This window comes from Collinsella sp. CLA-ER-H11 (assembly GCF_040092445.1).
Classification (GTDB): Bacteria; Actinomycetota; Coriobacteriia; order Coriobacteriales; family Coriobacteriaceae; genus Collinsella.
In genome coordinates, this window is the sequence record NZ_JBBNLN010000003.1 from 192037 (window position 1) to 205690 (window position 13654).

Consider the following 13654-nt stretch of genomic DNA (forward strand, 5'->3'; position numbering starts at 1 on the left):
TCGCGCGTGCCCAAGTCCCATTCCGGCACCCGCCTGGACTGCATCGTAACAGAGTTTTAGCTGCAGTTAAACAAAAAGCTGTTTATTGAAACGTTGCAATTTATTGAAGCGTTCCATATGTGTCACTTCTGTTTCGAAGCCCGATTAGAGTACCATCCGACCGCCCATCAACCGCAGCGAACAGAGCAGGCGGTCGGTTGCCGCCCGCGAACGTACCCCCTTCACAACCTGCCCAAAGGTCCTACAGAAGTTCTCGACAAGCCCCTCCCCCATAGCAACAAAATACGGGCGTCCGCATCAGCAGATACCCGTAAAAGCAAAAACGATTTATCGATAAATGGCCAAAGCCGCTTCAGTCAAATCCCTACTTTGCCCCGTGGCCCATCTCGACGACCTTGGTCAGCGATCCAAACACGCCTTCGTCGGCCACGAGCTGTGCCACGGCACGCTGCAGCTGCACGGCAACGGCGGCAGGGGCGGTACCGCCCTCGGTCGTGCGCGCAGCGACAATCGACGGGATGTCGAGCGCCTCGGTAATGTCGCGCTCAAAGAGCGTGCTTGCCTCCTGGAACACCTCAAACGGCAGGTCCTCAAGATTGCAGCCGCGCTTCTCGCACATCAGGACCAGATGGCCCACCACGGCATGTGCCTCGCGGAACGGCAGACCACGCTTAGCCAGGTAATCGGCAACATCGGTGGCAGCAAGGTGACCCACGCCGCACTCGCGCGCCATGGCATCCTCGTTGACGGTCCAAGTCGAAATCATACCGGCCATAACCGACAGGCACTGCATGAGCGTATGGGCGGTATCGAGCGCGCCCTCCTTGTCCTCCTGCAAGTCCTTGTTATAAGCAAGCGGCAGGCCCTTCATGGTCACGAGCAGCTGCACCAGGTTGCCATACACACGGCCGCTCTTGCCGCGGATAAGCTCGGCAAAGTCGGGATTCTTCTTCTGCGGCATGATGGACGAGCCAGTGGAGTACGAGTCGGAAAGCGTGATAAAGCCAAATTCGGAGCTCGACCACAGTACGATCTCCTCGGAAAGACGCGACAGGTGCATCGCCATGACGGATCCGGCGTAATGCAGATCGAGCAGAAAATCACGGTCGGAAACCGCATCGAGCGAGTTGGGAATCACACCCGCAAAGCCAAGTTCGGCAGCCGTCATCTGACGATCGAGCGGATAGCTCGTACCGGCAAGCGCGGCAGCGCCCAGCGGGCAGTTGTCGGCGGCATCAAAGGCGGCCTTCAGGCGTGTAAAGTCGCGCGCGAACATCCAGGAATACGCCAGCAGATGATGCGACAGCAGCACGGGCTGAGCATGCTGCATGTGCGTGTAGCCCGGCAGAATTACCTTGTCGTACTTCTTGGCCGCATCCACCAGCACATGGCGCAGCTCAAGATTGGCCTCCATGAGCTCCTTGGCCAGCGCCTTAACGCCCAGTCGCGTATCGGTCGCCACCTGGTCGTTGCGCGAACGTCCGGTATGCAAGCGCTTGCCAGCCTCGCCGATGCGGCGCGTCAACTCGCTCTCAATGGACATATGAATGTCCTCATCGTTGATATCGAAGGTAAAGTTGCCGGCATCGATATCCTGTTCGATTCCGGTCAGACCCTCGGCAATCGCCTGCTCGTCCTCGGCACTGATGATGCCCTGGGCCGCCAGCATCTTGGCATGTGCCTTAGAACCGGCGATATCCTGCTTATAGAGATGCTTGTCGACCGGCAGCGACGCACCAAACTCCTGCGTGACCTCGGCCACGCCCGCCTCAAAACGACCGCCCCAAAGAGCCATGGAACCGTCCCCTTTCATCAAATACCAAAACAAGCGCCCAAAGCAATGCGCCATGTCGCTAAAGCGATTTTTCAACCGCTAGTTTTACACATTCCCCACCGTGTGCGGTGCCATGTAGCTAATTTGCAAAGAAGTGACGCGCCATGCACTTGGCGCCCAACGTCTCCCTCCGGATGTTGCCCTGCGAACCATCGATCCAGGCCTTCAGGCTCATAGGGACGTCCTCGACCCTTGCAGCATCGAACTCGGGCGCGAGGGCAAGTAAAGCATGCGCGATAGCATTGAACATAATGGATACTCCTCATATATAGGCGCAGAGCCGCCAAATTGATAGAAGGAGCCCCGCCGGACAACCCCGGCGGGGCTCGGACTCAGCCACAGTCGCGGCATCATATATGCGGGCGGAACGTAGGGGCCACCGATGTTAAGAAGTGTCAGCAAGCATAACGAAAGGTAGGGACCCCGTGCGCCCGTTATGTATCACGCGGATGGGCCGCGCGGATACCAAGGGAAGGAGGCGCTAGGCCTGGGCGGCAGCAGAGCTGGGGCCCTGGACCTTTGCCCACGTCTTGAGCGACAGCGTATCGATCTCGATAAAGCCGGCGCTGGCCTTCTCGTCAAACGTGGTGTCGCGGTCGTAGGTAGCCAGGCCGTAGTCGTAGAGGCTGAAGGGACTCTTGCGGCCGACGACATGGCAGTTGCCCTTAAAGAACTTCAGACGGACAGTGCCGGTCACGAACTTCTGGGTATCGGCCATAAAGGCGTCGAGCGCGTTCTTGAGCGGGCTGTACCACTGGCCGTTGTACACGGCGGTGGCCCAATCCTGCTCGAGCTTGATCTTGGTCTTGAGCAGGTCGCCCTCGACGCAGATGTCCTCGAGCGCCTTGTGGGCGGTGATGAGCGTCAGGGCGCCGGGAACCTCATAGCACTCGCGGCTCTTGAGGCCCACCAGACGATCCTCGACCAGGTCAAGACGGCCAAAGCCGTTGTCGCCCGAAATCTTGTTGAGGGCGATGACGATCTCGGAGAGCTTCATCTTCTTGCCGTCGACGGCGACAGGCTTGCCGGCCTCAAACTCGATCTCGGTATAGGTCGGGGTGTCAGGCGTGTCCTCGGGGTTCTTGGTCATAACCCAAGCGTCGTCGAGCGGCTCGTTCCAGGGATCCTCCAGGTGACCGCACTCAATGGCACGACCCCACAGGTTGTCGTCGATGGAGTAGGGGTTGTCGTTGGCACCCTCGGGAACCGGCACGTTGTGAGCGTGGGCATAGGCGACCTCGTCGGGACGGCACTTCAGATCCCACTCGCGCACCGGGGCGATAACCTTGAGCTCGGGGTCGAGGGCCTTGACGGCGGCCTCAAAACGGACCTGGTCGTTACCCTTGCCGGTGCAGCCGTGGGCGACGTAGGTCGCGCCAAACTCGTGGGCGACCTCAACAAGCTTCTTGGCAAGCAGCGGGCGAGACAGGGCGGAGAGCAGCGGATACTTGTTCTCGTACATGGAGTTTGCGGCGATGGCCTTAGTCAGGAACTCATCGGAGAACTCGTCGCGCAGGTCGAGTACCTGGCAATCGAGAACGCCCAGGTCGAGCGCCTTCTGCTTCTTGGCATCCAGTCCGGTCTCTTCCTGGCCCACGTTGCCGCAGACGCAAACGACATCGAGATTCTTCTCGTCCTGGAGCCACTTGACACATACGGATGTATCAAGACCACCGGAATATGCGAGAACGACTTTTTCCTTGCTCATGGCTGTTTCCTTTCGCCCTTGGTAGCTAGTTAGAACATCGGTCAGTTGCAAGTCATTTCAAGGTCATATACCGTGCAATATCAGTTTAAATAGCAAAAATCAGCACATACATGCCCTAGAAACATGCAGCAATGTCGTGCTAAAACCCAACGACCTCAAAATGACTCTGTTGAGGCAATTCGCCCCATGCGGACAGAGACGATTGTTATCGTCGTCGGGAAATTGCGCGCTGGCGTCGGATGGCATTGTCTGCAGTGGTGATGATCGTTACGAACTGCATCTGCCTCTCCTTTCACCTATCGCCGGGCGCAATTCTAATATCGTAAACGGTACCTTTTCCTCGGTAAGCGGTTGTTTTTCCGTCTCCGTTTTCGATGGTCGCTATATTACGCTAAAGTGCCCGCAGCACAAGCGACAAATTCAAATTTCTGAAAAGTTTTTTCATTACTTTGTGAAGCGTGGTGCAAATACGCTCCGTTCCTGCGAAAATACGCCCGACTACGAATTGATGGTTATAACGTCTGAAACAATCTCGAAACGAAAGGCTCGCTTTTATGCAAACTTACGAATCGGACGCCAATATCGGAAACATTAAGATTCTCGCCGTCGACATGGACAAGACGCTGCTGACCGACGAGCGCGTGCTGCCCCAGGGTCTTGATGAGCGCCTGGACAAGCTCGCCGACGCCGACATCGTATTCTGCCCCGCCAGCGGACGTCCCGCCCCCAAGCTCGAGGAGATGTTCGAGGGCGTCAAGAACCGCCTCGCCTTTTGTCCCGACAACGGAGCGTGCGTGATCTATCGCGGCAGCTATATCTATAAGAGCACTATTGACGTGGAGCTGTATCAGCAGGTCTTGAGCCGTGCCTCGGAGGATCCGCGCGCTGTCCCCGTCCTTTGCTGCTTCGACGAGTTCTACGTGCTTGCCCGCGACCATCAATACCACGACGAGATCAGCGTCTACTACAACACAATCAACTACGTCGACAGCTTTGAGGGCATTGATTTCGAGTCCAACAAGATTTCGGTCTTCTTCCCCGGCTACGACGCCGAGCCCGCTTTCCGCGAGACCTATAGCCCCGAGTTCTCGGACAAACTCTATGTCACCAACGCCGGGCGCGAGTGGATCGACTTTATGAACCTGGGCGTCGACAAGGGCGCCGGCGTCGCGCACCTGTGCGAGCACCTGGGCATCGATATTGCCGATGCTGCCGCCGTGGGCGATACGTACAACGACATCCCCATGCTGGAGCGCGTCGGTCACAGCTTTATCGTGGACAATGCCGAAGAGCACATGAACGTGCACGCCAAGTGGCGCATTCCGAGCAACAACGACGGGGGCGTACTGACGCTCATCGACGCCATCTTGGCGGCTCGTTAACGTGGCTCGTCGGACCTGGCCGGGCGAGGCGGGTAAGTTTTTCGCTCGGTCAGGTCCTGGGCTCGCTCGGAAAGCACATTAAGTGCTTTCCGGCTCGTGCGGAATCTACGAAAAACTTACCCGCCTCGCCCGGCCAGGTCCTTGGGTGACTTGCTCGCCGTCTGGGTGACGTCTTGACGCCTAGGTACTTTGACTGAATTTAATTGAACGAAGGACGCTCCTTGTTGATAAGGGGCGTCCTTCTGTTTTTGGTTACTTTGGAACTGTGGTTGCTTCCCTATTTAGCGTCGGCCCAGGTTATGCCGGTGCTGGCTTCGGCGATTAGGGGGACGCGGAGGTCTACGACGTGTTCCATGACGTCGCGGACCATGGTGGTTAGGCGCTCGACTTCGTCGATGGGGCACTCAAAGTCCAGTTCGTCGTGCACTTGCAGGATCATGTGGGCGGCAAAGCCTTCTTCTTCCAGGCGACGGCTTACGCGGGCCATGGCGATCTTGATGATGTCAGCGGCGGTTCCCTGCATGGGATGGTTCATGGCCGTGCGCTCGCCAAAGCCGCGGAGTTGCGGGTTTTTGGCCTTGAGCTCCGGAATATGACGACGGCGGCCGTACATGGTCTCGGCGTAGCCCGTCTGCTTGGCGCGCGCCACCACGTTGTCGAGGAACGTGCGCACGCCCGGGTAGGCCTCGTAGTAGCGATCGATCATATCGCGCGCCTCGGCCATCGAGATATGCAGCGACTGCGACAGACCGTAGGCCTGCTGGCCGTACACGATGCCAAAGTTCACGGCCTTGGCGCGACTGCGCAGGTCGGGTGTCACCTCGGACACTGGCACGCCAAATACGCGCGCGGCCGTCTCGGCATGGAAGTCCTCGCCTTCGTTGAAGGCGCGCACCAGATGCTCGTCACCCGAGAGATGCGCCAGCAGACGCAGCTCGATCTGCGAGTAGTCCACCGCCAAAAAGACGCTTCCCTCGCCTGCCGAAAACGCCGTCTTGACGGTACGACCCAGCTCCGAGCGCGTCGGGATGTTTTGCAGGTTCGGGTCGCTCGAGGACAGACGCCCCGTTGCCGTGATGGTCTGGTTGTACGTAGTGTGCACGCGACCGTCACCACGGCGTAGCGGGCCCAGCGTGTCCAGATAGGTGGACTTGATCTTGGACTTCTCACGCCAGTCCAAAATCAGGCGCACGATCTCGTGGTCGCGGGCAAGGTCACTCAGCACCTTGGCGTTGGTCGAATAATATCCGCGCTTAGTCTTCTTGAGGCCCTTGGTCGGAAGCCCCATCACATCAAAGAGCACATGCGACAACTGCATGGGACTGCCAATATTAAAGGTCTCATCACCCGCCAGATCGCGAATGCTTCGCTCGACCTCGGTAATCTGGGTCGCCAGACCCTCGGACAGACTGTGCAGACAGTCGGGGTCTACGAGCATGCCCGCGCGCTCCATCTTGGCAAGCACCGGCACGAGCGGCATCTCGATGCCGTCGAACACGTTGGCGGCATTCTCACGGGCCATGCACTCGCGCAACGGTGTCACGAGCGCCAGCGTCAGAGCCGCAGTACGGGCGGCAGGCGCCGGAGCGTCCTCACCAGCACCCTCTGCGCCGCGCGCCGCAGGCAGCGCCATCTGCAGATACGTATCGGCCAGATATGCCTCGTCAAACTCGGAGCGGTCGGAATCCAACAGGTAAGCGGCGACCACGGTGTCGAAGATGCACGTGGAATCGACTGCCAGCGGATCCATGAGCTCGGGCTCAGAAGAATCGATGGGCGAAAGCTCGTGCAGCAGCGCCTTCGTATCCGGGCTCGCCACGCGGCCCTCCATAAACAGGCGCGCAAGCACGCCGGCGATCACACCGTGAGCGAAGTTGAAGCCATCGACTACGGCAGTGGAGGCGCTGTCGCCCTCCTCGAGCGCGAACAGGCCCTTGGACGTCGCCAACCACAGCGTGCGCGTCAGACCAAAGAGCGCGCCCTCTTCCTTGTCGTCGTCCACCACGGCGGCGACCCACTCGCCGGCATCAATCGCGCGGGAGACCTCAGCCGCAACGGCACCAAGCGCGTCGGCATCGCCGGCGACTGCGCGAACCATAGCAGGTATCTCAAACACACTGGAGGCAGCAGCAGCCCCGCCCTCGCCGCCGATCAGCGCCAAGAAACGGTTCTGCATGGCGGTGATACCAAGTGTGCCCAGCGCCGCGGACACTTCGTCGGCAGAAAACGCCGGGAAGGACGTTTCGTCAAAGTCGAGCTCGACGGGCGCATCGGTGCGAATGGTTGCGACCTTGCGGCTCAGCAGCGCATCGTCGATGTGCGCACGCAGGTTCTCGCCCATCTTGCCCTTGACCTCGTCGGCATGCGCGATGACCTCGTCCAAGCTGCCGTACTGTGCGATGAGCGCGCTCGCCTTTTTGGGGCCGATGCCCGGTACGCCGGGAATGTTGTCCGACGTATCGCCCTTTAGACCGTAAAAATCGGGCACGAGCGCCGGCGTAATGCCGTGATACAGGTCGTCCACGCTCTCGGGCGTCATGATCGCCACGTCGGACAGGCCCTTGCGGGTCGAGACCACGTTGACGTGCTCGGTCACGAGTTGATACATGTCGCGGTCGCCGGTCACCAGTAGCATGTCGCAGCCGGCCTCCTCACCCAGGCGCGCCATGGTTCCCAGGATATCGTCGCCTTCCCAGCCCTCAGACTGCAGAATCGGCACGTTGAGCGCGGTGAGCAGCTCCTTAATCATAGGGAACTGCGCATGCAGATCGGGGTCCATGGGCGGGCGTTGCGCCTTATACTGCGGCAGCATCTCCATGCGCACGCGCGGTTTGCCCTTGTCAAACGCCACGACCACACCGTCGGGGTTAAAGGCATCGATCATCTTAAGAAACATGTTCAGAAAGCCAAAGATCGCGTTGGTGGGGCGACCGTCCGGCGCGTTCATGGTCGGCGGCACGGCGTGGAAGGCGCGGTGCATGAGCGAGTTGCCGTCGATAACGGCAAAAGTGCGGCGCTTGTCAGACATATTAAATACCTCGCTTTGGGCTGGGCACGGTTTGCTTACTCCAGTTTACACGCTCCCCGCCCCGCGGCCACCGCACATCAAGCTCCCCCGCCACCGCGAGCCCGCGCGTGATACGATGGCTCACGGTACATCAACCAGCACGATCGATCCGAAAGGAGCCTGCGTCATGGAGCGTCCCTGCGCATGGAAAAAGTACACGCCACAGCAAGTCGAGGAGCTCGAGGAGCTTTGCCGCGGCTATAAGCAGTTTTTGAGCGAGAACAAGACCGAGCGCCTGTGCGTCAAGACCGGCATCAAGATGGCCGAGGAGGCGGGATACGTCGACTTGGAGACCGTGATCGCCGAGGGCCGCGAGCTCAAGGCAGGCGACAAGGTGTACGCCGCCAACCACGGCAAGGACCTTATGCTCGTCAACCTGGGCACCGCCCCGCTCGAGCAGGGCTTTAACATCCTGGGCGCCCACGTGGACTCGCCGCGCCTGGACCTTAAGCAGAATCCCGCCTTCGAGGCCGGCGACATGGCCTACCTCGACACGCACTACTACGGCGGCGTCAAGAGCTACCACTGGGTGGCCTCCCCGCTTGCACTCGTTGGCGTCATCTGCAAAAAGGACGGCACCACCGTCGACATCAACATCGGCGACAAGGCGGACGATCCGGTCTTTACCATCTCCGACCTGCTGATCCACCTCTCGAGCGAGCAGATGTCCAAGCCCGCCAAGGACGCCGTCGACGCCGAGATCCTCGACGTAATCGTGGGCGGCCGTCCCGTCAAGTTCGATGAGGACGACAAGGACGCCCCCAAGGAGCCCGTCAAGCAGATGTTCCTGGACATCCTCAAGGAGCAGTACGACGTCGAGGAGGAGGACTTCCTCTCCGCCGAGATCGAGGTCGTGCCCGCCGGCCCCGCCCGCGACATGGGCCTCGACCGCTCCATGATTTTGGGCTATGGCCACGACGACCGCGTCTGCGCTTACCCCTCCATGCTCGCCCAGATCAATGTGGCCAATGTCGAGCGCACGAGCATTACGCTCATCGTCGACAAAGAGGAGATTGGCTCCGTAGGCGCCACCGGCATGACGAGCCGCTTCTTCGAGAACACTGTCGCCGAGATCATGACGCTCGCCGGCGAGAATAGCCCGCTGGCCCTGCGCCGCGCGCTCGCCCGCAGCCGTATGCTCTCCTCTGACGTGTCCGCCGGCTTCGACCCGGGCTATGCCGGCAAGTTCGAGACCAAGAACGCGGCCTTTATGGGTCGCGGCCTGTGCTTTAACAAGTACACGGGCAGCCGCGGCAAGGGCGGTTCCAACGACGCCGATGCCGAGTACGTGGCCCTCGTCCGCGACATCATGGACGAGGCCGGCGTGGACTTCCAGACCTGTGAGCTCGGTCGCGTCAACGCAGGCGGCGGCGGCACCATCGCCTACATCATGGCCAAGTACGGCATGAATGTCATCGACTCCGGTGTTGCCGTCCTGTCCATGCACGCCCTGTGGGAGGTCGCCAACAAGGCCGACATCTACGAGGCCTACCGCGGCTACAAGGCCTTCCTCGAGCGTGCCTAACCAGCCCTTCATAACTTGCGGTGAAATACGGACTAAACTGGCCTATAAACGGCCAAAACAGACCGTATTCCACCGCAACTTCCTTTTTGACAGAGGAGAGTCCATGCTGCAGGTCATCATTTCGCCCGCCAAGCAGATGCGCTCGGCCCAAGATGCTTTTGAAGTCCTGGGCATTCCGCCCTTTGCGCGCGAGACGGCTCGACTGCATCGCGCGTTGCTAGATATTGAGCGAAATGAAGGCAGCGGCGGCCTGCAGGCGCTATGGAACGTGAGTGACAAACTGCTGGGGCCTTGCCTCAACACCCTGCATGAGTTCGAGCCCATCTTGGAAAACGGCGACCTCGACAATCCCGATATCGCCCGCAATACCTCCCCCGCCGTCATGTCCTATCACGGCATTCAATACCAGAGCATGGCACCCGAGGTGATGGATGCCGCGCAGCTCGCATGGCTGCAAGACCATCTGTGGATCCTCTCGGGCCTTTACGGATGCGTACGCCCCTTTCATGCCGTCGAACCGTATCGGCTGGAGATGGGTGCGAAGCTCGCCGTTGACGATGCCCGAGACCTCTACGCGTTTTGGAGCGACAAGCTCGCGCGGGTTATCGCCCCGGCAGGTTCAAACACCACGATCGTCAACCTCGCCAGCGTAGAGTATGCCAAAGCCGTTCTGCCCCACCTCGCGGGCGACGCCACAGCCGTCACGTGCCTCTTTGGCGAGGGTATCCGCAACGGGAAGCCCATCCAACGGTCGACCGCCAGCAAAAAGGCGCGCGGCTCCATGGTGCGGTGGATGGCAGAAAACAAGCTCGAGGATGCAAGCGAACTTACCGCATTCAACATCGGCTATCGCCACGTCCCCGAGCTCTCATACCTAGGCACCCTCGTGTTCATCAACGAACAGATGCTCTAGAGCCGGCACCCAACACTGACCCGCTCAGCCTTCTCTATATAACTTGCGGTGGAATAATTCCTATTTGAGCCTTTTTCGCACAATCAGGAACTATTCCACCGCAACTTTTATGAATTGGCTGCTAGGCTCGACACCTATTCAGCTAGACCGTCGGCCTTTGCAATCCCGTTTGTCGAACCGTCCTGATAGACAATCTTGACGTGCTCGACCTCGGACACCGCAACACCCGACGGGGGCTCCAGGCGCCATTCCGTCAGCGCGATATCCATCGTCGTGGGCACATCCCCTTGATCTTTGAGCTTCACCGTCAACGTTTTGAACGTCGCATCATACGTCACGCGTTCGATTTCCTCACCAGGAATAGACCCACCACTCAGCTGCAACTGCACAAACTCATCGCACGGGTACCAATAATCGCCCGGAACGGCGAGCGTATTGGCATTACCGCCAGTACTCCTCACCGTCATAATCGGCAGGCCCTCGTCGGCCTCAAACTCCCAGGCGGCGCCGCCGCGACCGCCAAACGTCCAAATACAAAAGGCAATCACCAGCACGGCAAGCACCGCAAAGCCAATCGCGACCAACCCATGGTGTGCACGGCCCTCCTCGGCCGATACGTCCCATTGTGTCTCTCGATATAGATGCTTGTCTTCCATGTACGCCTCCCCACGGGCACGCTTGTTAGGCCAATCGTACCCATTCAGGCTATACTTGAGCCCATGACATAACGGGGAGCTTGCAGGACAAGACGGCAGGCTGAGACTGGGCGCGCCCGCCCTGACCCGCAAACCTGATATGGGTAATGCCAACGAAGGGAGCCGTGCCAATGAGCACACAGACAGAGCCCAAGCTCGTCACGCAAATCGACTTTGCCCGCGCCGGACAGATCACACCGCAGATGAAGGAGGTCGCCGAGCGCGAGCATCGCGACCCCGAGTACATCCGTGAGCGCGTGGCAGACGGCCGCATCGCCATTCCCGCCAACATCGTGCACATCAAAAAGGGCATGCGCGCCTTTGGCGTCGGCGAGGGCCTGTCCACCAAGGTCAACGTCAACCTGGGCATCTCGGGCGACAAGGCCGATGCCGCCGAGGAATGGAAGAAGGTCAAGATCGCTGAGGACTTTGGCGCCGACGCCATCATGGACCTCTCCAACTCGGGCAAGACGCGCCAGTTCCGCCAGCAGCTCATCGACGAGACGCCGCTCATGGTAGGCACCGTCCCCATGTACGACGCCATCGGCTACATGGAAAAGCCGCTGGTCAAGCTCACCAAGGACGACCTGTTCGAAGTCGTGCGCGCGCACGCCGAGGACGGCGTGGACTTTATGACCATCCACTGCGGCATTAACAAGTCGGTCACCAAGACCTTTAAGGAGACCGGCCGTCTCATGAACATCGTGAGCCGCGGCGGCTCGCTGCTGTTTGGCTGGATGGAGGTCACCGGCAACGAGAACCCCTTCTATGAGTTCTACGACGAGCTGCTCGAAATCTGCCATGAGTACGACGTGACGATTTCGCTCGGCGACTCCTGCCGCCCGGGCTGCCTCTACGACTCCAACGACGCCACCGAGACCGCCGAGATGATTGAGCTCGGCAAGTTGTGCAAGCGCGCCTGGGCCGCCGGCGTCCAGGTCATGGTCGAGGGCCCGGGTCACATGGCGCTCGACGAGATCGCCGCCAACATGAAACTGCAGAAGCGCCTGTGCCACAACGCCCCGTTCTATGTGCTCGGGCCGCTGGTGACCGATATCGGCGTGGGCTACGACCACATCACCGCAGCCATCGGCGGCGCTATCTCCGCCAGCTCCGGCGCCGACTTCCTGTGCTACGTGACGCCGGCCGAGCACCTATGCCTGCCTAACGCCCAGGATGTGCTCGACGGCCTCATGGCCACCAAGATTGCCGCACACGCCGCCGACATCGCCAAGAAGGTGCCGCACGCCCGCGACATGGACGACAAGATGGGCCAGGCACGCCGCAAGCTCGACTGGGACGCCATGTGGAAGTGCGCTCTCGACCCGGTCACCGGTAAGAAGCGCTACGAGGAATCCCCCGCCGCCACCGAGGGTACTTGCACCATGTGTGGCAAGATGTGCGCCGTCCGCACCGTCAACAAAGTGTTTGAGGGCACGACGATCGACCTCGGTATGGAGGACTAGTCTCTTCGCCGCAATCGCCTTTTATCATCGAGTCGGCGCCCGCCAATTGTTGACGTGTGAACATTTGCTTACATTTGCGTAAAAATTACATCTCGCGCCCGGGTTCGGCATATCGCCGGCCCGGGCATCTTTATAATGCTGGCTTAAAGACCCATTTGATTCCGACCGAACAAGGGAGCGAACATGGATCGTAGTAAGGTACCTGCCGTCCTGTCCATCGCGGGATCCGATTCCAGCGGCGGCGCCGGCATTCAGGCCGACATCAAGACCATCACGGCGCACCGTCTGTATGCCCAGACGGCCATCACCGCCATCACAGCGCAAAACACTCTGGGTGTCACCGCCGTACAGGATATCTCGCCAGATATCGTAGCCGCGCAAATTGACGCCGTTTTTGACGATATCCGCCCGAGCGCCGTCAAGATCGGCATGGTTTCTTCTGTCGAGATTATCGAAGTCATCGCCGACCGCTTGAGCGCCTGGAACGCAACAAACGTGGTCGTCGACCCCGTCATGGTAGCCACCTCGGGCGCACGGCTGATTGCCGAAGATGCCGCCGAGGCGCTCACCCGCCGCCTGTTCCCGCTAGCGACGGTTATCACGCCCAATATTCCCGAGGCCATGGCGCTGCTCGATTACGAGGTCGATTCCGAGCGCACGCAGCAAAATGCTGCCATGCTCCTTACCCGCCGCTTTGGTTGCGCATCCCTCGTTAAGGGCGGGCATCTTGTCAACGAGGCCAACGATGTACTGGCCGAACCCGCACCACTCGATGATGAGGGCAACCACCTAGGCGATCCGCTCACCACGTGGTTCCGCCACAAGCGTATTGAGACCGACAACACGCACGGCACCGGCTGCACGCTCTCGTCCGCCATCGCCTGCGCGCTGGCCCAGGGCATGGATCTTGCCGACGCCGTCAACGCCGGCAAGGCATACCTGACAGGCGCTCTAGCCGCCGGCCTGAACATGGGCAAAGGCTCCGGCCCTGTCAACCACATGTGGCAGTATTAAGATTCGCAGCCCAAGCCACCGCAAAGGCGCCCGCCCCCTTTGCGGTGGTT

At 60.0% G+C, this 13654-nt stretch carries 10 protein-coding genes and 1 riboswitch; of the genes, 5 read left to right on the plus strand and 5 right to left on the minus strand.

What is annotated here, in order from left to right; genetic code table 11:
- Positions 1–364 precede the first annotated feature (364 nt).
- From argH to AAAX35_RS03635, 3 genes are all read right to left on the minus strand, one after another.
- Positions 365–1795, minus strand: coding sequence for an argininosuccinate lyase (gene argH, locus AAAX35_RS03625; RefSeq protein ID WP_349116787.1), 1431 nt, complete (start codon positions 1793–1795; stop codon positions 365–367).
- A 118-nt stretch (positions 1796–1913) separates the two neighbouring features.
- Complete coding sequence (locus AAAX35_RS03630; RefSeq protein ID WP_158550218.1) at positions 1914–2084, minus strand: hypothetical protein; 171 nt, start codon at positions 2082–2084, stop codon at positions 1914–1916.
- A gap of 231 nt (positions 2085–2315) precedes the next feature.
- Positions 2316–3542, minus strand: coding sequence for an argininosuccinate synthase (locus AAAX35_RS03635; RefSeq protein WP_035138001.1), 1227 nt, complete (start codon positions 3540–3542; stop codon positions 2316–2318).
- Between the two features lie 554 nt (positions 3543–4096).
- On the opposite strand from AAAX35_RS03635, the gene AAAX35_RS03640 reads away from it, so the two are divergent.
- A complete protein-coding gene (locus AAAX35_RS03640) occupies positions 4097–4924 on the plus strand; it encodes an HAD family hydrolase (protein ID WP_349116788.1) in 828 nt (275 codons plus the stop codon).
- Positions 4925–5201: 277 nt separating this feature from the next.
- Here AAAX35_RS03640 and polA read toward each other — a convergent pair whose 3' ends face one another.
- On the minus strand, positions 5202–7952 hold the full coding sequence (gene polA, locus AAAX35_RS03645; protein ID WP_349116789.1) for a DNA polymerase I: 2751 nt from the start codon (positions 7950–7952) through the stop codon (positions 5202–5204).
- 166 nt (positions 7953–8118) lie between these two features.
- Between polA and AAAX35_RS03650 the strand changes: the two genes are divergently transcribed.
- Positions 8119–9516, plus strand: a complete 1398-nt coding sequence (locus tag AAAX35_RS03650) for an aminopeptidase (RefSeq protein WP_349116790.1) — start codon at positions 8119–8121, stop codon at positions 9514–9516.
- A gap of 103 nt (positions 9517–9619) precedes the next feature.
- On the plus strand, positions 9620–10429 hold the full coding sequence (locus AAAX35_RS03655; protein ID WP_225093442.1) for a YaaA family protein: 810 nt from the start codon (positions 9620–9622) through the stop codon (positions 10427–10429).
- 134 nt (positions 10430–10563) lie between these two features.
- On the opposite strand, the gene AAAX35_RS03660 is transcribed toward AAAX35_RS03655, so the two are convergent.
- On the minus strand, positions 10564–11085 hold the full coding sequence (locus AAAX35_RS03660; protein WP_349116791.1) for a hypothetical protein: 522 nt from the start codon (positions 11083–11085) through the stop codon (positions 10564–10566).
- A gap of 62 nt (positions 11086–11147) precedes the next feature.
- Positions 11148–11264: riboswitch (TPP riboswitch) on the plus strand.
- On the opposite strand from AAAX35_RS03660, the gene thiC reads away from it, so the two are divergent.
- Together thiC and thiD are read left to right on the plus strand one after the other, a co-directional pair.
- The gene (gene thiC / locus AAAX35_RS03665) at positions 11256–12590 is read left to right on the plus strand and encodes a phosphomethylpyrimidine synthase ThiC (RefSeq protein WP_349116792.1); all 1335 of its coding nucleotides are present in this window, start codon (positions 11256–11258) and stop codon (positions 12588–12590) included. It overlaps the preceding riboswitch by 9 nt.
- A gap of 183 nt (positions 12591–12773) precedes the next feature.
- Positions 12774–13604: a bifunctional hydroxymethylpyrimidine kinase/phosphomethylpyrimidine kinase gene (gene thiD, locus AAAX35_RS03670; RefSeq protein ID WP_349116793.1), complete on the plus strand. Its 831-nt coding sequence runs from the start codon at positions 12774–12776 to the stop codon at positions 13602–13604.
- Positions 13605–13654: the final 50 nt, after the last annotated feature.

What these genes read in the sequence shown, in the direction of transcription:
- argH (WP_349116787.1), bottom strand. Translation starts at nt 1,795, where the DNA reads ATGGCTCTTTGGGGCGGTCGTTTTGAGGCGGGCGTGGCCGAGGTCACG.
- AAAX35_RS03630 (WP_158550218.1), bottom strand. Translation starts at nt 2,084, where the DNA reads ATGTTCAATGCTATCGCGCATGCTTTACTTGCCCTCGCGCCCGAGTTC.
- AAAX35_RS03635 (WP_035138001.1), bottom strand. Translation starts at nt 3,542, where the DNA reads ATGAGCAAGGAAAAAGTCGTTCTCGCATATTCCGGTGGTCTTGATACA.
- AAAX35_RS03640 (WP_349116788.1), top strand. Translation starts at nt 4,097, where the DNA reads ATGCAAACTTACGAATCGGACGCCAATATCGGAAACATTAAGATTCTC.
- polA (WP_349116789.1), bottom strand. Translation starts at nt 7,952, where the DNA reads ATGTCTGACAAGCGCCGCACTTTTGCCGTTATCGACGGCAACTCGCTC.
- AAAX35_RS03650 (WP_349116790.1), top strand. Translation starts at nt 8,119, where the DNA reads ATGGAGCGTCCCTGCGCATGGAAAAAGTACACGCCACAGCAAGTCGAG.
- AAAX35_RS03655 (WP_225093442.1), top strand. Translation starts at nt 9,620, where the DNA reads ATGCTGCAGGTCATCATTTCGCCCGCCAAGCAGATGCGCTCGGCCCAA.
- AAAX35_RS03660 (WP_349116791.1), bottom strand. Translation starts at nt 11,085, where the DNA reads ATGGAAGACAAGCATCTATATCGAGAGACACAATGGGACGTATCGGCC.
- thiC (WP_349116792.1), top strand. Translation starts at nt 11,256, where the DNA reads ATGAGCACACAGACAGAGCCCAAGCTCGTCACGCAAATCGACTTTGCC.
- thiD (WP_349116793.1), top strand. Translation starts at nt 12,774, where the DNA reads ATGGATCGTAGTAAGGTACCTGCCGTCCTGTCCATCGCGGGATCCGAT.